The sequence below is a fragment of the Leeia oryzae DSM 17879 genome (genome assembly GCF_000376945.1).
Lineage (GTDB): Bacteria > Pseudomonadota > Gammaproteobacteria > Burkholderiales > Leeiaceae > Leeia > Leeia oryzae.
On sequence record NZ_AQXU01000009.1, the window covers coordinates 19,094 to 41,896 of the forward strand.

Here is a 22,803-nt window from a genome sequence, read left to right on the forward strand (position 1 = left end):
ATTCGGAAAGATCCACAATAAGCATTCGTGATCGAAATTTTACTATGCCCAGCCTCTTCCGCTACCTGCAAACGAGCTATGCGAATCAGCTCAGGATTATTTTCAGCAAAAGCTTTGGCGTCCCCAATAGATATCTCTGGATATTGGCGTTCAACCCTTTTCACAGGCTCTGCGTATCGTATTGCATTGAGTAGAATGCTCTTTCTAGTACAAATAACCGAAGATGCCTTACCGCTTTCTCAGGTGTATATTTTCGATCTCGGATATATCCACCATTCTTTTTAGCAAAATCCAAGGCAGGCTCATAAGTACTTCGCTTATAATCAGAATCAAGATGCAACAGTGAATTAGCACCTGAATTCTCATTCTGAACAATAAAATATTTATGGCTTGAATGTAGACATTTTTGCGGCATAAATGCAACAACCTGCTTTGGTTTCAACCCAAAGGTATGAATCATGAGTAACTGCAGCCAAACATATTGGTCAGTGGCAAAAATTCCATATATCACTTCCAACGAACATTTGCTTCCATCCTTCATGTAGACATCCATCTTTTCCCTTTGAACTACCAGTAAAAATCCAATAGGTAATGACATTCAAAATAGTGATATCTATCAACACGAAGAATATTGTTCATGCAGGTTATACAATATATTTTTCATTTACCATGCATAAATATTCGCAACAATGCATTCAGTCAATAACAAATGAAGCAGAGTGACACTGGGATGAAGAATATAACTTGCTTAACATCCTATTGATAAAGACTATTGGTTCTCCTCATATTTAGTAGAGCCAGACAACATACAAAATGCACTAAAGCTGGCTAATGGATGGTGTGTCGCGATGACCCTCGCGACCAGGGTTTTGGGCAAGTTTTAATTAAAAGCGCGAGTCGCGTCCCCCGGGCGGGTGGACCCCAAATAAAAATTGGGCGGAGACGAATGGTCCCTATGTGGGTTAGGCGAAATATCTCATTCTCGTCCCCAAGAGCATGCCGGCTCGATCGAGTTACCTTTTGACAAGGTGCCGATGCCAGCGCGGGCATCCAACGGCCTTGTTTTTCCTAGTTTGAGATAGGAAAAGCAAAGGAAGATATTGAAGTTTTGATATTACCGGCCGGAGTACAGCCAGAGTGAGAAATGCACCCTGAGGAGGGATTAGCTGAAGGGGCTCTAGTTCATCTTGCAACTCAATACAAGAGACAGCCATTTTGAACTACATGTCAGGAAAAAGCGTGTCGCGAGTTCCTGCGTCAGAAAGCCGGACTTAACCGGGGTTACCAAAAATGAAGTATTTTGGTATTTAGATTTTCATTCAAAAATCAAATCTCTGTCAAGCCGTTTCAAGAGTACATATTTTCTTTAGTATTATTTTTAGTATGTGAAATTACACTGTAAGTCCCATAAAACGTAGATCTTCTACATCCTCTGTATTCGAAATTTGTCTAAAGTGGACATGACGAGGATGTGCATCATCCCCTCTTAAGGGATAAAACACGACGCCAGCTCAGATAATCTCTAGCTCATGAAACACGTAGAGGTATGCAGATGGGAGGCATTGCAAAACAGTCTTATCAGTATGAAGTTACTTTAAGGGACATTAGTACGGGGGAAGAGCTGATGAAATTCAGCGTTGGAACATCTATGAAGACACATCATTCGTAATTTCTGTCTACTGATTTGATGGCCAAAGGTACGCTGAAATGTCTGTGGGAAATGTCTTTTGAGAAAATAATGCTGCAGCAAGAGCGATCACTACCAGAAGCCTCAAAAAGGGGCGGTTCATGACTACCGGCCCCTTTGAACCGGTGAAGTCAAATAGCCAGATCAGATTCAGTTTTACCACTGGCCAAAGCAGCTTTATACCATTCAGGTAGACGGCCGCGCCCTGTCCATGTCTGGTTTGGATTTGCCGGATTAGCATACTTTGCAATAGAAGGAGTTTTAGATCCCTTGCTGCCCTTTCCAGCTAATAAAGCGACCAACTCATCCACGCCCATTCCCAAAGCTTGCGCTTTATCTTTTACGGTCTTCAACAAAGAATTGATCTCACTCTGCTTTCGGCTTTTGATTTCATGATCAATCGCGTTAACCAGTGCATGCAATTCATCAATACTCAGTGATGAAAGGTTCATAGACATGATGATGCCTCCCTAAATTTATTGGAAATAAGTTGTATCTCACAGCAGGAAAAAGGCGTTTTACAATTGCTGTTTATCAGTATAGCAAAAAATGTAAGATATGCATTATTGTATACGACGTTCGTCCTGAGTATAAGCCTACAAATATAATGAAAAAGAGCTTGATCTAGCATAGTTTCATTGATTTCAAATGCATCAAGATAAATTTCCATCTGTAACAACCACCATCGCCTCTTCTTTCAGCATACCAGAAGGCAAGACACAGGAAGTACGCTGACTCACAAGTCGTTTGCCATATTTCCAAACTGGGACATATCGAAAATTACGTTGAATTTTTTGATTTTTTTCCAGGCACCTCAACAATTGTAAATTTACGCCTGATTTCATACACGCCGATCGCAAATGCAAAATTGCATTTAAAGTACCATATCGAATATTACGAATAGATCCATGATTAGTATTAGCTATAATAAGTGCAAGGTCATAAACACCTTTTTTATACTCAGTATCAACATTAAATCTAATTAAACAATCAGAATCTAAGTCTTTAACGAAAAAATACACACCACTGGAGTGTATATTATTTTGTGGATGTAAATTTACAACCTGGCGTACGCTTAATCCAAAGGCATGAATCAACAATGATTGTATCCATACAAATTTATTCACAGCAATCAATGAATTAACATTTTCTAGTTGAGCAGTTTTTTTATCAATTATAGAAGTAACTAACTTATCTTCATTCAAATTAGTTAAATTTTTAACAGCGTCATTAATTTCTGATTCATCCTCAGATTTACGTGAGGAATATTGAATGCAAAGTTCGTGCAATGTGATGCCTAGCTTTTTCTTAGTGAGCCCAACTTTCTTAAGTACTGTATTCATCCTACTAGCACATTGACTACTCGTTTTAAGTTGATGACTAATATGATCATTATTACCTTTCGAGTAATCCATCAAATATTTTAACAAAATAGATTGCTCTTCATTTGTAATCTTAACTATGCGCTTCTGTCTATTCTTTACATTTTTAAAAACCTCAATATAACCATCATCAATTTTACTGTATTCATTTGGTCGAAACGAAATTGCCTCATAGACTGTCAAACCAAACTCCAACACCATACGTACCTGCATATAGCAGTATTTATCTATAATTTGAATCTTATTTAATACTGCCTCAACGTCGATATCGACAGTTTTTCTCGGATTACTAGCCTTGGGTTTACTTTGCTTCGGGAAGATGGCTTTGTCACTAAAGTAGGAGGATGTGCTCCTGACTAACCCCGGTTTTTCTATCCATTTTGCAAATTGACGCAAAGCAGATAAATGAGTTTGAATTGTGGATAGAGCATAGTTTTTTTCAAGAAATGTGTCACATATAATCTGAATGTGCTTCTCACGAATGTTGGCTGGTCTTACCCTATATCCCTTTTCCTGAAGAATGCTAAAGATAAGTTTCAAGGAATCAATCCTCCCATTCTTTGTCAGATCCGCCCCAAACTTTCCATCCGCGCGATAGCGAACAAATGGTTTTATGGTAAGTAAAAGATCAACAAGCCAACCAGGATTCTTCTTTGCTTTCACAAGATTTCCCCTCGATTCAACATCACAAGATAGTAGATAAAAAACAAAAGGTCTGACAAAAGTGTTGCTCGAACGAGCTCAAGGTGCACAGAAAGAAAGTGGTAATTATGCGTAACCAGCATCCCTGCCAGGATGTGCTTCTTATGCTTGTACGGCGAAAACGTTTAAGCAAGTTGAGGACATTATCGAAAAGTAGAGGATGTTGGTTCGAAAAAACCAAGTAGGAGAAAACTACCCATAAAAGGTAATTAACGGATGATCGGCTGACCACGTATTCCATGGCGCTTTAGTCACCATGGCAATATTAGAAAGCTGGACTGAACCAGGATGCCCAAAGGCACTTAGAAATAACATATTACTGATCACAGAGTTCTTGTCAAGAATTTTTCACATTTTATTTTTAGTACATATTTTAGTGTATTTTTCTATCTCCTATGCCACATCCCTGCTTGATCTGCATATTACTCTGTATTTGACTTTTGACTAAAATTCCGTATTTCAACCACAATATATGCATAAGACATAATACATTTAAGGCACTTAAGATTGATGTAACTGCGCGGCAACTGCCCTTTCCCCCCAATCGGTATGCCACTAATTACAGGACCATTTGGGATTGGTGATGCTTTATACGGTATTCCACCGGTGACAAGTGGACGAACTATGTTGTTATCAAGCTGCCATGCCTCGTTTCTCTTCCTGGCCGACTGCAAGCTCCGCAAACCATGTTGACTCAGGCATACCTCCCTGAATCGGTCATTAAAAATCTATATATATATTCCAAACCTGAATCAACACTTGCTTAAGTCCACATAGACGCAAATGTTCCAATAAACGGGCGAGCCGCGCTCCTGACAGGGGGTGATCTATTACAATCTAGAGAGTTTCACGGCTCCAAAGGTCAATCAGGGTCAGAGCCCGAAACCAGCGACCAGGCCAAAGTCCAACATTGATCCTGCCCACCGGTTCTGATAGAACCACCTGCAAGTTTGGCCGTTTCTTTCACTTTCTCAGCCGAAGCGATAACCCCCGCCTCCCGATAGATACACACCACGCGCTTGTGATTGATTTACCAGCCTTCGCGTTGCAGCAAGACATGTAGTCGCGGTGAACCGAATCACCGCTGATGTTCTGCCAACTTGCACAAGCGGACTCATACTGACGCATCCCGATCAGGCACGAAAGGTCATCGAAACGTCTTGCGATTAATCAGCAGTAGCTGGCAGGCCCGCCGCTCGACTATCCAGTGAGAAGCTAACAGTTGTCTGGCTGGCTGCTTAACACCGTAATACGGCCTATTTCAGTTTCTTCCTAGAAATTCATTGAGCATTTAGATATCAAGTGCCTGATTGGCAACCAGCCGCTTCAGTCTGGCATTCTCGTCTTCGAGCAATTTCAGCCGTTCTGCTTCCGAGACTTCAATGAGGAGCAACCTCTTTACTATTATTACAAACTAGCCAACTCTGAGAATTTTGTTAAATTGATTAATGTGAAAGGCGAATATCAGCAAAGCATATACCAATCATCTATAGGTACGCAGAAGCTTGCAAAAAGCAGAATAAGAATCAGTTCGCTTCCTGTTTTTAGCACGCTTTCAAGAACATTGAGTTGAAAGCAATCACAGTAAGGAAAGTTGGCAAATTCGTTTAAAGGCTTCTGACAACGACATTACTTTAAAAATTTGATGAATAATTCTCACAGGCGGACAAAAAACTGCCCACATGCAAGACAACCTGACTATGTCAAATGGCTACTATGGATGATCTACAAGGAAAGGATATGAATTCAAATACCGCTAGAAGATTGGTCATGCTGAGTGAAGCATACAGATATGTAGGACTCTCAAGACCTACGTTCGATGCAGAATTCCGTCCGGAACTCACAATTCTCCAGATAGGACGGAGAAAATTAGTCGATTTAAATGAACTAGATCAACTGATTGACCAAAAATTTCTGAACGCAAAAAATTCATCCCGCGACACGCGGGAGAAAGAAGGAGAAAAAATATGTCCCGCGCAAAAATCACTGGCCTCACTTTCAAAAATGGAAAGTGGCAAATTGATAAAAGAATCCCAGCTTACGGTAGGCTTTGCGAAAGCACTGGTACTAGCAACAGGGAAGAAGCAGAAGAGATCCTGATACATCGTCTTAACGAAATCAGGAAGGCAGTAATCTTCGGAGAACGTCCAGTCCGCACTTGGAGAGCGGCAGCAACGAAATATCTATCTGAAAATTTAGAAATGCCTAGCATCTCCAACACAGCTATCTGGTTTAAGCAGTTAGATGAATACATTGGGGATATTCCTCTAACTAAGATTCATGATGATACGCCTGGGTTGAAGCAATACATTAAAGATCGGCTTGCAGGAAAAGGTAGTACAAAGGGTATACCAGTCAAGGCACGCACTATAAACATTGCGCTTCAACGTGTCTCAAGGGTACTGAGATTGTGTGCAACGAAGTGGCGTGATGAATTAGGCATGACTTGGCTTGAAACAGCGCCAGTTTTAACTATGCTCAACGAAAATAAAACTGCTCGTCTACCCTACCCACTTTCTTGGGACGAGCAGGCTGCCCTATTTAGGGAGTTGCCTGAGCATCTAGCACTGATGGCACTTTTCAAAATCAACACCGGTTGCCGAGAACAAGAGGTATGTAAGCTTAAGTGGGAGTGGGAAATACAGATTCCTGAACTCGATACATCTGTTTTTTTGATTCCGAGTGACTTTGGTGGACGTACAGAAAACTCAGGTGTGAAAAACAAGGAAATAAGATTGGTTGTGCTCAACAATATTGCCAGGAGAATCATTGAGGAACAACGTGGCCAGCATAAGGAGTACGTGTTTCCATACAAAGGTTCACCCATTCACCGTATGAATGGGCATGCTTGGCGAAAAGCAAGAAATCGCGCACACTTACCCGAAGTGCGTGTTCACGATCTGAAGCATACCTTCGGCCGAAGGTTAAGGGCAGCCGGAGTAGGTTTTGAAGACCGTCAGGCGCTATTGGGGCATAAAAATGGCAGTGTTACCACACATTATTCAGGTGCAGAAATTCACAACCTGATTAAGGCAGCGGATAGCATTATCGAAGACCTGTCCCGCCAAAGTCCCGCTCTTGTAATATTAAAAAACAAAGCCGCGTGGGCTAGACGCGGCTAAGTAATTAATACAAAAGTGTTTTCTATGGTCGGAGCGAGAGGATTCGAACCTCCGACCCCTTGCACCCCATGCAAGTGCGCTACCAGGCTGCGCCACGCTCCGACTAAGATGCGAGATTATACCAGCATCGTCAGTAAAAACCACTCTTTATGCCAGTAAAATCCCAAGAATTTCGGTCAACTCGGCACGCAAGCTCTGCTTCGGCAACTGGTCGGTAGACAAATCTACCGTTTCCACGACCACGCCCGGAGACTGGACTTCAAGTTCGGACAGCCGGTTTCGGGCACCACTGATCGTAAAACCTTCTTCATAGAGCAAGCCACGAATCCGGCGGATCAACAGCACTTCATGATGCTGATAATAACGACGGTTACCACGTCGTTTGACAGGCTTTAGCTGCGTAAACTCCTGCTCCCAGTAGCGCAACACATGCGGTTTCACGCCACACAGCTCACTCACCTCGCCAATCGTAAAATAGCGCTTGGCAGGAATCGGGGGCAGTTCAATCTTAGCTATTTCTGTCATGATGTTCTTCTACCAAACCTTTTAACTTTTGGCTGGCATGAAACGTAACCACTCGTCGCGCAGTAATCGGAATTTCTTCCCCGGTTTTCGGATTTCTTCCCGGACGCTGAGGTTTGTTTCGCAGCTGGAAATTACCAAAACCGGATAATTTCACGGTATCGCCGGCTTCCAGAGAAATGCGGATTTCTTCAAAAAAAGCTTCCACCATCTCTTTAGCTTCACGCTTGTTCAGCCCTACCTGCTCAAACAGCACGTCGGCAAGTTCGGCCTTAGTCAACGTATTAATCAATTCTGCTCTCCTTCAAATCAACGCAACTGAGCAGCATGTTTTGCGGATGCTTCCTGAATAAAAATATCCATCATGGCATCTACTTCTACATCGGTCAAAGTCTTCTGAGTATTATGCAATTGGAATCTGATTGCAAGGCTCTTCTTGCCAGATTCAACGCCCTTACCCGTATAGACATCAAACAAGTTCACATCCGTCACTTCTGCAGGCGCAACCCGTTTCAAGGTGTTCAGCAACTCATCGGCAGCCAAAGATGCATCCACCACCAACGCCAAGTCACGCTTTACCGGCGGGAAGTTAGAAACTTCTTTGTACAACGGAATCGCTACCTGCTGCAAGGGTTCAACCACCAGTTCAAATACCACCGGCGCGCTTGGCAAATCATAAGCCAGTACCAGTTGCGGGTGCAGTTCACCCAACCAGCCGATTACCTTGCCATCCAGCACCACGCCGGCGCTTCGGCCAGGGTGAAGGGCCGGATGCTCCATTTTGGAGAAGCTGGCTTGCAAAGGTGCAATCAACGCCTCTACATCAGATTTTACATCAAAGAAATCTACCTGGCGGGTCTCTGCTCCCCATTGCTCGGGCAATGCAGGTCCCCAGGCCAAACCCGCCAGATGCAACGGCTGATTAAAACCGGCAACGGTCAACGGCCCGTTAACTACCGAAGCATCTTTCAAAAATACTTTGCCAACCTCAAACAGCCGGACTCGCGGAGCGCGCCGGTTGATGTTGTACACCAGATTAGCCACCAGGCCGCCGATCAGATTGCTTCTCATCACAGACAAGTGGCTGGCAATAGGATTCTTCAGCGCAATCGGAGTTTCGTTCGCAGCAAAGTCTTTCTCCCACTTGGCTTCAACAAAACTATAGTTAATGACTTCCTGATAATCTTCATCGGCCAGTACGTTACGCAAGGCATGTACAGAACGGACAGACTCGGTCGGCATGAACATGGCCACTTCAGCAACAGGTGGCTTGGAAGGAATATTCTCGAAACCATAGACTCGCGCAACTTCTTCAATCAAGTCTTCTTCAATCAGAATATCGAAGCGATAAGAAGGCGGCGTCACAATAAAGCATGCTTCTCCGTCTACGTCCTTCTGCTCAAACCCCAGGCCCAGGCGCGTAAAAATGGATGCCATTTCATCCGCGGAAATCGCCACGCCAATCACACGCTGCGCACGTTTCACACGCATTTTGACAGCAGGTCTGGGTGGCAATTCACCATTCACTACGCTGACAGGACCAACCTGGCCACCACAGATATCCAGAATCAATTGTGTTGCACGTTCGATGCCATCCACGCAATTCTCGAAATCTACACCACGCTCAAAACGGTGCGCCGCATCGGACGTAAAGTTAAAGCGACGCGCCTTGCCCGCAATCACATTCGGGTCAAAAAATGCTGACTCGAGAAATACATTCTGGGTCGTCAACTCGGCCTTAGTCGAGTCTCCGCCCATAATGCCTGCAAGACCAATCGGACCAGACGCATCTGCAATCAGCAGCACATCGTCAGCCAGTGTAATGGTCTGTTCATTCAATAACTTCAATGATTCGCCCTCACGAGCAAACCTCACCTCAATCGCACCGGTCAGCTTGTCCTGGTCATACACATGCAAAGGACGGCCCAGTTCAAGCATCACATAATTGGTTACATCCACCAGCGCAGAAATGGAACGAACCCCAGAACGCTCTAGCCGCTGCACCATCCAGTCAGGGGATTTGGCATTTGCATTCACCCCACGGATCACACGCCCGGCAAAGCGTCCGCACGCCACATTCGCAGTCAGGGTCACAGGATGCACCGCATCCAGATCCGGTTTTGCGGGTGTAATCGCTGGCAGCACCATGGACGTCCCCGTCAACGCGGCAGTTTCGCGTGCAATACCAAGTAGCGACAAACAGTCAGCACGGTTAGGTGTCAGCTTGATGGTAATTTTATGGTCGTTCAGTGCCAGGTACTCATACACGTCAGCACCCACCGGCGCATCAGACGGTAGCTCCAGCAAGCCGCCATGGTCATCCGACAAACGCAGTTCTTTGGCAGAACACAACATGCCCGCGCTATCCACACCACGCATTTTAACAGCGGCAATAACAAATGGCTGATCAGCCGTTTCGCCTGGCAACGCGGCCCCCAGACGAGCGCACGGCACCTTGATACCAGCACGTACATTTGGTGCACCACAGACAATCTGGACAGGCTCTGCCTCGCCCACATTCACTGAACATACATTCAGCCGGTCAGCATTCGGATGCTTTTCCGTGCTGATCACCTCAGCAACCACCACACCTTTAAAAGGCACACCGACAGGTTCGTCTTCTTCGACTTCCAGACCTGCCATTGTTAAAAGGTGAGTCAATTGATCTGTAGACAAATCAGGGTTAACAAAAGTACGAAGCCAGTTTTCAGAAAATTGCATGATCGCCTGCTAACAATAATATGGGGCTCACTTGAAGGTGAAACCAGAAAAGCCAGTAATTTTTAATTCTTTATTATGCAAATTGCTTCAAGAAACGCAGATCGCCCTCATAGAACAACCGCAGATCGCCAATGCCATAACGCAGCATCGTCAGGCGCTCCAGACCACTACCAAAAGCAAAACCGATGTACTGCTCAGGGTCTAAACCGTAGTTGCGAACCACGGTCGGATGTACCTGACCAGAGCCGGAAATTTCCAGCCAGCGACCTTTCAACGGGCCACTGCCAAAGCGCATGTCAATTTCAGCAGACGGCTCGGTAAAGGGGAAGAACGAAGGGCGGAAGCGCACCTCGAGATCGTCAGTTTCAAAAAACTGACGAAGAAAATCGGTATAAACACCTTTAAGATCGGCAAAACTGATATTGTCAGCGATCCATAACCCCTCTACCTGATGAAACATCGGTGAATGCGTAGCATCAGAGTCCACGCGGTACGTCTTGCCAGGGGCAATGACCTTGATAGGCGGCTTATGCATGCGCGCATATCGCACCTGCATCGGACTGGTATGGGTTCTCAACAGCAAAGGCTCTTCAGACTCAGACTCGACATAAAAGGTGTCGTGCATGGATCTGGCAGGATGGTTATCAGGCTGGTTAAGCGCGGTAAAGTTAAACCAGTCCGTTTCGATTTCAGGGCCATCAGCCACATCAAAACCAATCGAACGGAAAATTTCCTCAACACGCTGCCATGTGCGGATTACAGGATGGATGCCACCGCGGCTACGGCCACGGCCTGGCAAGGTCACATCAATCGCCTCTTCTGCCAGCTTGGAAGCAAGTTTGCGTTGCTGAATGGAATCGCGCTGCGCATTCAGGACAGACTCGATTTTTTCTTTGGCCAGATTGATTTCCTGACCTAAACGAGGACGGTCTTCGGCACTGACCTTGCCCAATCCCTTCATGTGCTCGGTCAACTCACCGGTCTTACCCAGATATTTGGCTTTTGCCTGTTCTAGCAAGGCAAGGTCATCAATCACACTAAGTGTAGACTCGGCTTCCAATACGATTTCTGCAAGGCTGCGCATAATATATAAACATCCAGACAACGGAACACAGGGAACAACAAAGAAAAAAAGGGAGGCTACACAGCCTCCCTTGATCAGCCGTAAGGCTTAGGCCAGGCTAGCTTTAGCTTGCTCAACCAGTTTGCCGAATGTTGCCTTGTCAAAAACAGCCAGATCAGCCAGAACCTTACGGTCCACAGCAATCGCTGCCTTTTTCAGGCCATTCATGAATACGCTGTAAGACAGACCAAACTCACGGGCTGCCGCATTGATACGGACAATCCATAGAGAACGGAACTGACGTTTGCGTTGGCGACGATCGCGATAGGCGTATTGCCCAGCTTTCATCACCGCTTGCTTAGCAATACGGTAGACATTTTTCCGACGACCGCGATAGCCTTTAGCCAGCGCAAGAACTTTTTTGTGACGGGCACGTGCCGTTACACCGCGTTTAACTCGTGGCATCTTTTAACTCCTTATGCGAACGGAAGCATTGCGCGAACAGAAGCAATGTTCGTGCTGTGTACCTGAGCGGTACCACGTAGTTGACGCTTGTTCTTGGTGGTTTTCTTGGTCAGGATGTGGCGTTTGAAAGCTTGGCTACGCTTGATCACACCGCTGCCCATGACCTTGAAGCGCTTTTTCGCGCCACTTTTGGTCTTCATTTTTGGCATGGTAACTACCTCAATAAAAATAGCGCACGGTGACTGAACCTTTCAGTACTTTGAACCGTGACACCCTTCATTTTTGCCCGGCTATAGGCAAAACCTCTTCAAGAGCCGTAAATCGGCTCTCGTCTATTCTAACAAATCTTAGCGACGCTTAGGTGCAATAACCATCACCATTTGACGACCTTCAAGTTTAGGGAACTGCTCTACAGTCCCAAACTCGACCAGATCAGCTTCAACACGCTTTAGCAGGTTAAAACCGAATTCCTGATGCGCCATCTCGCGACCACGGAATCTTAACGTAATTTTGGTTTTATCGCCTTCACTCAAGAAACGAATCAAATTGCGCAGCTTGACCTGATAATCGCCCTCATCAGTCGCTGGACGGAACTTGATTTCTTTAACCTGAATCTGCTTTTGCTTTAGCTTGGCTTCATGTTTGCGCTTGCTTTCCTGGTACTTGAACTTGCCGTAATCCATCAGTCGGCAAACAGGTGGGCTTGCTTGTGGCGCAATTTCAACCAAATCAACTTCAGCTTCTTCAGCTAACTGCAAAGCTGCACGTGAACTCATGATACCTAGCTGTTCACCTTCAACACCAACCAGCCTGAGTTCTGCCAGATTAATTTCGCCGTTGATACGCGGCTCTTTCTCCTGAGCGATGACTATTCTCCAAAAAATTCAAAAAATCAGGATCTGTCCGCAATATCAGTCTTGAACCGGTTCACCAGTTCATCGATTGACAGTTGCCCCAGATCTTCTCCCTTACGGTTACGGACCGCGACCACACCTGCTTCCATCTCCTTATCGCCGACAACCAGCAGATACGGAACACGTTGCATACTGTGCTCTCGGATTTTATAGGTTATTTTCTCGTTTCTCAAGTCAGTATCAACGCTAAAGCCTTGTTCTTGCAAGCGATGTGCAACTTCTGTCGCATATTCACCCTGACGATCGGTAATATTGAGCACCATGGCCTGAACAGGTGCCAGCCAGAACGGGAAGCTCCCCGCATGCTGCTCAATCAAAATACCCAAGAAACGCTCTAGCGAACCGACAATCGCACGATGAAGCATCACCGGCCTTTGACGGCTATTGTCTTCCGCAACAAACTCAGCCTTCAATCGTTCTGGAAGCACAAAATCGAGCTGTAGCGTCCCGCACTGCCAGGAGCGACCAATCGCATCCTTGATGTGATACTCGATTTTTGGCCCATAGAAAGCGCCCTCACCTGGCAGCTCTTCCCACTCGAGGTCACAGGCACGCAATGCCTCACGCAAACCCTCTTCGGCTTTATCCCACACCTCGTCAGAACCTGCTCGCTTAGGCGGACGCAAAGAAAGCTTGATGGCAACATCAGTGAAGCCAAAATCCTTATACACACTCATGGCCAGCAAATTAAACGCGCGTGCCTCTTCAATAACTTGTGACTCCATACAGAAGATGTGTGCATCATCCTGAACAAAGCCACGCACCCGCATAATGCCATGCAAAGAACCGGAAGGCTCATTACGGTGACACGCACCAAACTCAGCGTAACGCAGCGGCAGATCGCGATACGACCTCAACCCCTGGTTAAAAACCTGCACATGCCCTGGGCAGTTCATTGGCTTGATAGCATAATCGCGCTTCTCTGAATCCGTCGTGAACATATTCTCACGATAATTCTGCCAATGACCAGACTGCTCCCACAGCGTACGATCCATGATCTGCGGTGTACGAATCTCTTTATAGCCAGCGGCTGACAAACGCTTACGCATGTATTGCTCAACGTTTTGCCACAAAGACCACCCTTTCGGATGCCAGAAAACCATACCCGGAGCTTCATCCTGCAAATGGAATAGATCCATCTGCTTGGCCAACCTGCGGTGATCCCGCTTTTCCGCCTCTTCCAGCCGGAAAAGGTAAGCATCAAGATCTTCTTTTTTGGCCCAGGCAGTCCCATAGATACGTTGCAACATCTCATTATTGGAATCGCCACGCCAGTAGGCGCCCGCAACCTTCATCAATTTAAAATGTTTTAACTTGCCTGTTGATGGCACATGAGGTCCACGACACAAATCCGTAAACTCGCCTTCAGTATACAGCTTGATATCGTCCGCAGACGGAATGGCCTCAATCAGTTCAGCCTTGTACTTTTCACCCAACCCGGCAAAAAATGCGACCGCCTCGTCCCGACTGACAACGCGCTGAGTAACTGGTACATCTTGCTTGGCCAACTGCTGCATCTTTTGCTCAATAGCCTGCAAATCTTCGGGCGTAAACGGCCGCTTATAAGCAAAGTCATAATAAAAGCCATTTTCGATGACAGGACCAATGGTTACCTGAGCCTCTGGATACAACGTTTTGACCGCATAGGCAAGCAAGTGAGCAGTAGAGTGACGGATCACCTCAAGACCATCCTGATCTTTATCGGTGACGATCCCTAAATCGACATCCTTGGAGATCAGATAGGATGTATCAACAAGCACACCATCAACACGACCAGCCAAGGCAGCGCGAGCCAAACCCGCACCAATACTTGCAGCAACGTCAGCAACAGTAACTGCCTGTTCAAACTGCCGGATAGAACCATCAGGTAAACGAACGGAAATCATGGAATGACCTTTAAAATCACAGACCAAAAAAAAGTGCGGTCGAGCCGCACTTTTTCCACCAGCGAACTCCACCGATCAAAAATTACATCAAGGTGGCAGTTCGTAGGATGTTCATAACTTTGAATCTTTCAACTTTAAAGTTGGTAGGCACGATTGGACTCGAACCAACGACCCCCACCATGTCAAGGTGGTGCTCTAACCAGCTGAGCTACGTGCCTAAGGGAGAAAAGGATTATACCAAATAATTCTTACAATGCAACCAGAATCTACGTATATCTTTTACTTTTTATACAGAACTTTTGCGACAAATCCTGGAATGGCAAAAATCAAAAATAAACAGACCGCAGTTGCATAAAACTCCCATTGTTGATCATGCAGCGCACCAGATGACTGTTCGAACACTCTTACAATCACGGCTAGTAACAAGAATGACAAAATGAGATTTACAAGTACAACAAGACTATAAGATGCCTTCGACTTGAAGATGTATAACAATTTGCTTGTGAAAAAAGGGGCATTGGCAGACAGCAAACCAAGCGCAATGACTATCCAGAAAGCCCCTTCTTTTTCTAGCATATTTAAACCTTAAGACGCGAAGGATGCCAATACCACCTGCTGGCAATAGTCCAACAGAGATTGAGGCAGAATACCCAGTGCGAGAATGAACAGACCATTCACCACAAGTGCGAACTTCATACCTTTATCAGTACTTAATTCTGCAGTCGACTCAGGAGCATCAAAGTAAGCCAGCTTCACAATCCGCAAATAATAGAACGCACCAATCACTGACAGCAGCACCACAATCACAGCCAAAGCAACATTACCACCAGCCAGTACGGCAGAAAGCACCGAGAATTTACTGATAAAGCCGACAGTGGATGGAATGCCTGCCATAGAGAACATGACCAACAGCAATACACCACCAAACAGAGGGCTGCGCTGTGCCAAGCCTTTCAGATCAGACAGTTGATCGCCTTCAAAGCCAGCCTTGGTTAACAGAAGAATCAGGCCAAAACCACCCAGCGTCATCAACATATAAGTAATGACATAGAAAGCAGAGGCCGCATAGCCAGCCTGACTATTCACCATAACACCAAGAATCACGAAGCCCATGTGAGAAATGGCCGAATACGCAAACATGCGCTTAAGGTTTGTTTGGGCAATTGCAGTGATGTTACCAATTGCAATAGACAGTACAGCCAGCACCATCAGCATTTGCTGCCATTCTCCATGCAAGGCAGGCAACGCCTGACCCAGCACGCGTGAAACAAATACAAAAGCAGCCAACTTGGGTGCAGAACTTACAAACATGGTCACAGCAGTAGGCGCGCCATGATAAACATCAGGCACCCACATATGGAAAGGAACAGCACCCAGCTTGAATGCAAGGCCTGCAACAATAAATACCAGACCAATTTTCACCAGCACCATGTTAGCAGCACCAGAGCCGATAATTGTGGCAACTTCGTTCACATCCAGAGACTTGGTACCGCCATACACCATGGAAATACCATACAGCAGCATGCCAGATGCCAATGCACCCAGGACAAAATACTTCATGCCTGCTTCGGTACTTTTCACGCTGTCACGCTCCAATGCAACCAGTGCATAAGAACTCAAAGACAAGAGCTCCAGACCAACATACATAGACAGGAAGTTATTTGCAGAAACCAGCACGCAAATACCCATCAGTGCAAAAAGCATCAGCGCATAGTACTCACTTTTGAACATGCCACGATCAGTGACGTACTGGGTGCCATACACAAAAATAACAAATACCGTTGCAATTGCTGCCAACTTCATCGCTGTGGCCAATGGATCTAGCACATACATGTGATGGAATGTGTAAATAACACCACTCTCCCCCACATTCAGCACGATCAAGGCTGTGACGATCAAACTGAGTAAACTACCGCCCAGCAGAATTGCCCTGGAATTTTCTTTCAAAAAAAGATCCAGCATCAGCAGCACAGAAACCGCACACAAAAGAAACGTTTCTGGCAAGGCAGGTACAATATTCAATCCAGCAAGCATCATAATTAAATTCCAGCGTGTTTTGCGTTTAGCTTATATAAAGACGCTTATTGACTCAGGATTACTGAGACAAACCAGCTACAGCAGCCTGTTTATCAGCCACCAGCGTAATCAGGTTGGTTACAGAAGCGTGCATTTTTTGCGCGAACAGATCCGGATAAAGCCCCATGCCCAGAACGGTGGCAGCAAGGATGATCAGAACCAGTAATTCGCGTCCATTCACATCAGTCAACTCTGCAACATGTGAGTTGGCAACAGCACCAAAAATAACTCGCTTATACATCCATAGTGTATAGCCGGCACCAAAGATCAGCGTGGTTGCCGCCAGTACGGCAACCCAGAAATTGGCTTTTGTTGCCCCCATAATCACAAGGAACTCGCCAACAAATCCACTCGTTGCAGGCAGACCTGCATTCGCCATTGCAAACAACAGGAAGAACGCAGCAAATTTAGGCATGGTGTTCACAACACCACCATAGTCAGCAATCTGGCGGCTATGCACACGGTCATACATCACTCCCACGCAGAAGAACATCGCTGCGGATACAAAGCCGTGAGAAATCATTTGAAGCAGAGCACCTTCAACCGCATACGGATTAAGCTGGCTACCTTCAAACAGGAAGAACCCAAGCGTCACAAAGCCCATGTGTGAAATTGATGAATACGCAATCAATTTCTTCATATCAGCCTGCACCAATGCCACCATGCCGATATACACCACTGCAACCAGGGACAGTAACACAATCAGCCAGCTCAGCTCATGACTGGCAACCGGAGCGATTGGTAAACAGAAACGGAGAAAACCATAAGCACCGATCTTTAGCGTAATCGCTGCCAGCACCATGGAACCACCAGTCGGCGCCTCAACGTGCGCGTCAGGCAACCAGGTATGAACTGGCCACATCGGCACCTTCACTGCAAATGAAGCAAAGAATGCTACAAACAGCAAGATCTGGATATCGCGAGACAAACTCAAAGACTGGAAGTCTGCAATTGAGAAGCTACCACCGCTCGCCTTATGCAGGTACAAAAATGCAACCAGTAACAGCAGAGAACCCAGCAACGTATACAAGAAGAATTTAACAGACGCATACACTCTGCGCGGGCCACCCCAAATACCGATAATCAGGTACATCGGAATCAGCATGGCTTCAAAGAATACATAAAACAGCACCGCATCCATGGCAGCAAAGGAGCCATTGATCAGGCCTGACATGATCAGGAAAGCCGCCATGTAGTGAGAAACCCGGCTTTGGATCACTTCCCAACCAGCCAGAATCACCAGCAGCGTTGTAAAGCTGTTAAGGATAACGAAGAACAGCGAAATCCCGTCAATACCCAACGCATAATGGATATTGAATTGAGAAATCCAGACTTTGTCTTCAATAAACTGCATGCCAGCATGCAAGTCTTGAAACTGCGTAAATAGTGGCAGCGTAGCCAGGAAACTGACAGCCGCACCTATCAAGGCAATCCATCTAGCTAACTTTGCTTGCGAGTCGCCCCCCACAAACAACACCAACACGCCAGACAAAATCGGCAGCCAGATTGCAAGACTTAACAGATGATTCTCAAACATAAATGACCCAATACGTTCTGTTTAATATGATGCAGTTAAAATGCTGATTAGTGGGCAAACAATATTTGCTGGAACCACCATGTCAAAGCAGCCATGACAGCAATAATCATCATCAGGGCATAGTGATTCAGCAGACCAGTCTGCGCGCGCCGAACCACAGATGAAATGCCACCGACAAGTTTGGCCAAACCATTCACAATCAGACCATCAATCAGCAGCACATCGCCAACTTTCCACAACAACCAGCCAAGTCCACGTGCACCTTTCGCAAATACATTGATATACAAATCATCCATGTAGTATTTGTTTTCAAGCAGCGTATTGATAGGGCCTGCAATTTGCTTGATCCGGGCAGGAATGGACGGTGCCTTCATATAGAAGAACCAAGCGGTAACAACACCTGCCAACGCCAGCCAGAACGGAAGAGACGTAACAGCATGTAAAGCCATACCAGATGCGCCATGGAATTCATGATGTAGCTCTTCCATTACTGGATGCAACTCACTAAAAATTACACCTTTGAAGAAACTGCCATAGAGCATTGGCTCGATAGTAAAGAAGCCAATCAATACTGACGGAATCGCAAGGCATACTAGTGGCAAAGTCACCACCCATGGTGATTCATGCGGCTCATGTGCTTCTCCGTGACCATGATGGTCATCATGTCCATGATCATCATGGTGAACATTGCGGAAACGCTCTTCACCATGGAACACCAGAAAGTACATACGGAATGAATAGAAAGCGGTTACAAACACACCGGCAATCACCGCAAAGTATGCAAAAGAAGCACCAGGCAGATGAGAAGCATGCACTGCTTCAATAATGCTGTCTTTAGAATAGAAGCCAGAGAAAAATGGCGTACCGATCAGCGCCAGCGAACCTAGCAAAGACGTAATCCAGGTAATTGGCATGTATTTGCGCAAACCACCCATGTTGCGAATATCCTGATCATGATGCATGCCCATGATGACAGAACCCGCACCTAGGAAAAGGAGAGCCTTGAAGAACGCATGCGTCATCAAATGGAAGACAGCAACAGAATAAGCTGATGCGCCAAGTGCAACGGTCATGTACCCCAACTGGGACAAGGTCGAATATGCAACAACACGCTTGATATCGTTCTGGATAATCCCCAAGAACCCCATGAATAGCGCAGTAATTGCACCAATCACCATGATGAAGTTCAAGGCAGTATCAGACAGTTCGTACAGTGGTGACATGCGAGCCACCATGAAGATGCCAGCGGTTACCATGGTTGCCGCATGGATCAATGCAGAAATTGGTGTTGGACCTTCCATCGAATCAGGCAGCCAAACGTGCAGCGGGAACTGCGCAGACTTACCCATTGCACCAATGAACAACAAGATACCAATCACGGTCATCAAAGACCAGTCATGCCCCGCGATCAGGCTGATTTGCATGTCCTTCAGAGATTCCGACTTTGCAAAAACAGCCGCATAATCCAGTGTGCCGAAATATGCAAGCACCATGCCGATACCGAGTACAAAACCGAAGTCGCCTACACGGTTGACAAGGAAAGCTTTCAGGTTGGCAAAAATTGCAGTTGGCTTGTTATACCAGAAGCCAATCAACAGATATGAAACCAGACCAACCGCCTCCCAGCCAAAGAATAGCTGAACAAAGTTGTTGGACATCACCAGCATCAGCATCGAAAACGTAAACAAAGAGATATAGCTGAAGAAACGCTGATACCCGGCATCCTCATGCATATAACCGATAGTATAAATATGCACCATCAGCGATACGAAGGTCACCACGACCATCATCATGGCAGAGAGGCTATCAATGAGGAAACCCACTTGTAGGGTTACACCATTTACAGACATCCATTCATATACAGTACCGTTGAAAGACTTCCCAACTGTCATTTGGTCGTATAGCACATAGAGAGACATTACCAATGCAGCAAACACCCCAAGAATGGTAATGGTATGTGCACCCGCACGCCCTATTTTTTTACCCAACAACCCGGCAATCAAAGCGCCTGCAAGAGGCGCTAAAGGGATCATCAAATACAGATTTTGCATATCGAACTTCTTGCCTGTATGTTTATTTAACTTATCTGCAAGACCACCTATAGTGGTCCGTACAGGGATTGGGAACCAACTTCAACTGCTAAGAACTTATTAGCCCTTTAAAGACTCAAGCTCTTCTACATTGATACTGTTCAGGTTTCTGAATAGCACAACCAAAATGGCCAGGCCAATTGCAGACTCTGCCGCTGCAACCGTCAGAATAAAAAACACAAACAGCTGACCTGACATGTCACTCAAGAACTGGGAAAAAGCAACAAAGTTGATATTCACAGCCAGCAGCATCAGCTCAAGGGACATCAGCAGAATAATGAGATTGCGCCGGTTCATAAAAATGCCAAGAACACCAATGGCAAACAATATTGCGGCAACGATCAGATAATTTGTTAAACCAATCATGTGAAATCCTTATCTTTAATTCACATTATTCAGCTGGAGTATCGGCGTTCGGCTGTGGCTGCTCCAGAAACTTTTCTGACTGCACACGCAGAACCTTCAAGCGATCAGCACGCATGACTTTGGCCTGCTTGCCAGGATCCACATACTTTGAATCTTTGCGCTTGCGGAAAGTCAAACCAACTGCAGCGACTAACGCAACCAGAAGAATGACTGCCGCGATCTCGAATGGATAAATAAAGTCTGAATACAGCAATTTACCCAGAGCATGACTATTGCTGGCTGAGTGCATAACATCATTTGCCGGCTTAACATCCGCACCACGAACTTTAATCAACAAAATCAGTTCAGAAACCATAATGGCAGCAACAACAGCCGCTAAAGGCAGGCTTTTCCAGAACCCTTTGCGCAAGAGCTCAATATCAATATTGAGCATCATCACCACAAACAGGAACAGAACCATCACAGCACCAACATAAATCAGTACCAGACCAATACCCAAAAATTCAGCCTCGATGAGAAGCCATAAGGCGCTGGCAGATACAAAGGCCAGCACCAAGAACAAGGCTGCATGCACCGGGTTCTTGCTGGTCACAACTCTGAAACCGGACACGAGTAGTATCGCGGCAAACACTATAAAGACAATATCTTGAAAGCTCATACAATATTCACTTTTATAAGGTGACAGTTACTTATACCCAAAGAAAGCTCTTAGCGGTACTTAGCATCAGCTTCTCTGTCTTTAGCAATCTGGGCTTCATATTTATCCCCAACGGCTAGTAACATTGGCTTCGTATAGTAAAGATCACCACGCTTTTCACCGTGATATTCAAGTACTCGGGTCTCGACAATTGAATCTACCGGGCAGGATTCTTCACAAAAACCGCAAAAAATACACTTGGTCAGATCAATATCATATTTTGTGGTTCGACGTGTGCCATCATCGCGCTTTTCAGACTCGATAGTAATCGCCATTGCCGGACAAACTGCCTCACACAATTTACAGGCGATACAACGCTCTTCCCCATTAGGATATCTGCGCAAAGCATGCAGCCCACGAAAACGAGGGGATTGCGGTGTTTTTTCTTCCGGAAACTGAACCGTGATCTTACGGGCAAAGAAATGACGACCCGTTACTACCATCCCTTGCACCAATTCATAGAGCAGGAATGTTTTCAAGAAGTTACGAATAGATTTCATCTAAATATCCGACCTTATTCCTAATCTGCTTTTACCAAGGAGAATACGGAGTTTGCATGATAACAGCGATTAACACTACCCAAATCAAAGTGACAGGAATAAATACTTTCCAGCCCAAACGCATAATCTGGTCATAACGATAGCGAGGGAAGGTTGCCCTGATCCACAAGAAGAAGAACAGGACCATCGCGATCTTCACAAAGAGCCATAGCGCACTACTTGCACCCAACAAGCCCCAGCTTGCAGGGAATGGAGAAAGCCACCCACCTAAGAACATCAAAGATGTCAAGGCGGACACCAAAATCATGTTTGCATACTCTCCCAAGAAGAATATTGCAAATGCCATACCGGAATATTCCACATGGAAACCAGCAACAATCTCTGATTCACCTTCAGCAACGTCAAATGGGTGACGGTTAGTTTCCGCAACGCCAGAAATCAGGTAGACAAGAAATAATGGAAACAAAGGCAACCAGTTCCATCCAAACACACTCCCGCCCAAATGATGAGCTTGCTGCTCAACGATGCCAGACAAGTTCAATGTACCTGATACCATCAAAACGCCTACCAAAGCCAAACCCATCGCTACTTCATAAGAAACGATTTGCGCGGCAGAACGTAAAGCGCCCAAGAAGGCATACTTTGAATTTGACGCCCATCCGGCAACAATCACACCGTACACGCCCATGGATGTAATGGCCAAAACATACAGCAGCCCAGCATCAAGGTTAGCCAATACGACACCAGGCTCAAATGGAACAACCGCCCAGACTGCAATAGCAGGCATAATTGTTAAAACAGGTGCAAGCACAAACAACGCCTTATCTGCTTTTGCTGGCAAAATAATTTCTTTTGTCAGCAGTTTGATGGCATCAGCAATCGGCTGCAATAATCCAAGAGGCCCCACTCGGTTAGGGCCAATCCGGATCTGCATGTAGCCAATCACCTTACGCTCAGCAAGCGTAAGATATGCAACAGATAGCAACAACGGTAAAACGATAGCGACAATCTTCAGCAAGGTCCAAACGGTCAAGCCCAAATCGTTGCCAAGCAAATGCTGGAGGAATTCCATG

The 22,803-nt window shown here is 45.8% G+C and carries 20 protein-coding genes and 2 tRNA genes; 1 reads left to right on the forward strand and 21 read right to left on the reverse strand.

The genetic code is table 11. The features are described 5' to 3' along the window. Nucleotides 1-160: 160 nt before the first annotated feature. From F552_RS0100345 to F552_RS0100355, 3 genes are all read right to left on the reverse strand, one after another. Entirely contained in the window at nt 161-541 is a 381-nt protein-coding gene (locus tag F552_RS0100345) for a hypothetical protein (protein WP_156802180.1), read from the reverse strand. A 1,277-nt stretch (nt 542-1,818) separates the two neighbouring features. Next, nucleotides 1,819-2,145 (reverse strand): H-NS histone family protein, encoded by a 327-nt coding sequence (locus F552_RS0100350; RefSeq protein ID WP_026182248.1) that lies wholly within the window; start codon nt 2,143-2,145, stop codon nt 1,819-1,821. A 195-nt stretch (nt 2,146-2,340) separates the two neighbouring features. After that, nucleotides 2,341-3,732 carry a site-specific integrase gene (locus tag F552_RS0100355; RefSeq protein ID WP_018149724.1) on the reverse strand — a complete coding sequence of 464 codons (1,392 nt, stop codon included), beginning with the start codon at nt 3,730-3,732 and terminating at the stop codon, nt 2,341-2,343. Between the two features lie 2,006 nt (nt 3,733-5,738). On the opposite strand from F552_RS0100355, the gene F552_RS0100365 reads away from it, so the two are divergent. Next, the gene (locus tag F552_RS0100365) at nt 5,739-6,893 is read left to right on the forward strand and encodes a tyrosine-type recombinase/integrase (RefSeq protein WP_018149726.1); all 1,155 of its coding nucleotides are present in this window, start codon (nt 5,739-5,741) and stop codon (nt 6,891-6,893) included. A 25-nt stretch (nt 6,894-6,918) separates the two neighbouring features. Here the strand turns inward: F552_RS0100365 and F552_RS0100370 are convergent. From F552_RS0100370 to nuoH, 18 genes are all read right to left on the reverse strand, one after another. Beyond that, nucleotides 6,919-6,995 (reverse strand) — tRNA-Pro (locus tag F552_RS0100370). Nucleotides 6,996-7,040: 45 nt separating this feature from the next. Continuing rightward, nucleotides 7,041-7,418 (reverse strand): MerR family transcriptional regulator, encoded by a 378-nt coding sequence (locus F552_RS0100375; protein ID WP_018149727.1) that lies wholly within the window; start codon nt 7,416-7,418, stop codon nt 7,041-7,043. Next, complete coding sequence (locus F552_RS0100380) at nt 7,402-7,707, reverse strand: integration host factor subunit alpha (RefSeq protein WP_018149728.1); 306 nt, start codon at nt 7,705-7,707, stop codon at nt 7,402-7,404. The genes F552_RS0100375 and F552_RS0100380 overlap by 17 nt, the downstream gene beginning before the upstream one ends. A gap of 17 nt (nt 7,708-7,724) precedes the next feature. Continuing rightward, on the reverse strand, nt 7,725-10,136 hold the full coding sequence (pheT, locus tag F552_RS0100385; protein ID WP_026182249.1) for a phenylalanine--tRNA ligase subunit beta: 2,412 nt from the start codon (nt 10,134-10,136) through the stop codon (nt 7,725-7,727). Nucleotides 10,137-10,209: 73 nt separating this feature from the next. Continuing rightward, the gene (pheS, locus tag F552_RS0100390; RefSeq protein WP_018149730.1) at nt 10,210-11,220 is read right to left on the reverse strand and encodes a phenylalanine--tRNA ligase subunit alpha; all 1,011 of its coding nucleotides are present in this window, start codon (nt 11,218-11,220) and stop codon (nt 10,210-10,212) included. 87 nt (nt 11,221-11,307) lie between these two features. After that, nucleotides 11,308-11,664: a 50S ribosomal protein L20 gene (gene rplT, locus F552_RS0100395; protein WP_018149731.1), complete on the reverse strand. Its 357-nt coding sequence runs from the start codon at nt 11,662-11,664 to the stop codon at nt 11,308-11,310. Nucleotides 11,665-11,675: 11 nt separating this feature from the next. Next, nucleotides 11,676-11,873 carry a 50S ribosomal protein L35 gene (gene rpmI, locus F552_RS0100400; RefSeq protein WP_018149732.1) on the reverse strand — a complete coding sequence of 66 codons (198 nt, stop codon included), beginning with the start codon at nt 11,871-11,873 and terminating at the stop codon, nt 11,676-11,678. Nucleotides 11,874-12,011: 138 nt separating this feature from the next. Further along, a complete protein-coding gene (gene infC, locus F552_RS0100405; RefSeq protein ID WP_308417735.1) occupies nt 12,012-12,548 on the reverse strand; it encodes a translation initiation factor IF-3 in 537 nt (178 codons plus the stop codon). An 8-nt stretch (nt 12,549-12,556) separates the two neighbouring features. Next, nucleotides 12,557-14,464 (reverse strand): threonine--tRNA ligase, encoded by a 1,908-nt coding sequence (gene thrS, locus F552_RS0100410; RefSeq protein WP_018149734.1) that lies wholly within the window; start codon nt 14,462-14,464, stop codon nt 12,557-12,559. 141 nt (nt 14,465-14,605) lie between these two features. Then, a tRNA-Val gene (locus F552_RS0100415) sits at nt 14,606-14,682 on the reverse strand. 61 nt (nt 14,683-14,743) lie between these two features. Further along, complete coding sequence (locus F552_RS0100420) at nt 14,744-15,040, reverse strand: DUF2818 family protein (RefSeq protein WP_018149735.1); 297 nt, start codon at nt 15,038-15,040, stop codon at nt 14,744-14,746. Nucleotides 15,041-15,049: 9 nt separating this feature from the next. Then, nucleotides 15,050-16,501 carry an NADH-quinone oxidoreductase subunit NuoN gene (gene nuoN / locus F552_RS0100425; RefSeq protein ID WP_018149736.1) on the reverse strand — a complete coding sequence of 484 codons (1,452 nt, stop codon included), beginning with the start codon at nt 16,499-16,501 and terminating at the stop codon, nt 15,050-15,052. A gap of 58 nt (nt 16,502-16,559) precedes the next feature. Next, nucleotides 16,560-18,077 carry an NADH-quinone oxidoreductase subunit M gene (locus F552_RS0100430; RefSeq protein WP_018149737.1) on the reverse strand — a complete coding sequence of 506 codons (1,518 nt, stop codon included), beginning with the start codon at nt 18,075-18,077 and terminating at the stop codon, nt 16,560-16,562. Nucleotides 18,078-18,124: 47 nt separating this feature from the next. Further along, the gene (gene nuoL, locus F552_RS0100435) at nt 18,125-20,128 is read right to left on the reverse strand and encodes an NADH-quinone oxidoreductase subunit L (protein WP_018149738.1); all 2,004 of its coding nucleotides are present in this window, start codon (nt 20,126-20,128) and stop codon (nt 18,125-18,127) included. Between the two features lie 99 nt (nt 20,129-20,227). Next, nucleotides 20,228-20,533 (reverse strand): NADH-quinone oxidoreductase subunit NuoK, encoded by a 306-nt coding sequence (gene nuoK / locus F552_RS0100440; protein WP_018149739.1) that lies wholly within the window; start codon nt 20,531-20,533, stop codon nt 20,228-20,230. Nucleotides 20,534-20,558: 25 nt separating this feature from the next. Further along, complete coding sequence (locus F552_RS0100445; protein WP_018149740.1) at nt 20,559-21,191, reverse strand: NADH-quinone oxidoreductase subunit J; 633 nt, start codon at nt 21,189-21,191, stop codon at nt 20,559-20,561. Nucleotides 21,192-21,241: 50 nt separating this feature from the next. Next, on the reverse strand, nt 21,242-21,730 hold the full coding sequence (nuoI, locus tag F552_RS0100450; RefSeq protein WP_018149741.1) for an NADH-quinone oxidoreductase subunit NuoI: 489 nt from the start codon (nt 21,728-21,730) through the stop codon (nt 21,242-21,244). Between the two features lie 31 nt (nt 21,731-21,761). Next, on the reverse strand, nt 21,762-22,802 hold the full coding sequence (nuoH, locus tag F552_RS0100455) for an NADH-quinone oxidoreductase subunit NuoH (RefSeq protein WP_018149742.1): 1,041 nt from the start codon (nt 22,800-22,802) through the stop codon (nt 21,762-21,764). Between the last annotated feature and the right edge of the window lies 1 nt (nt 22,803).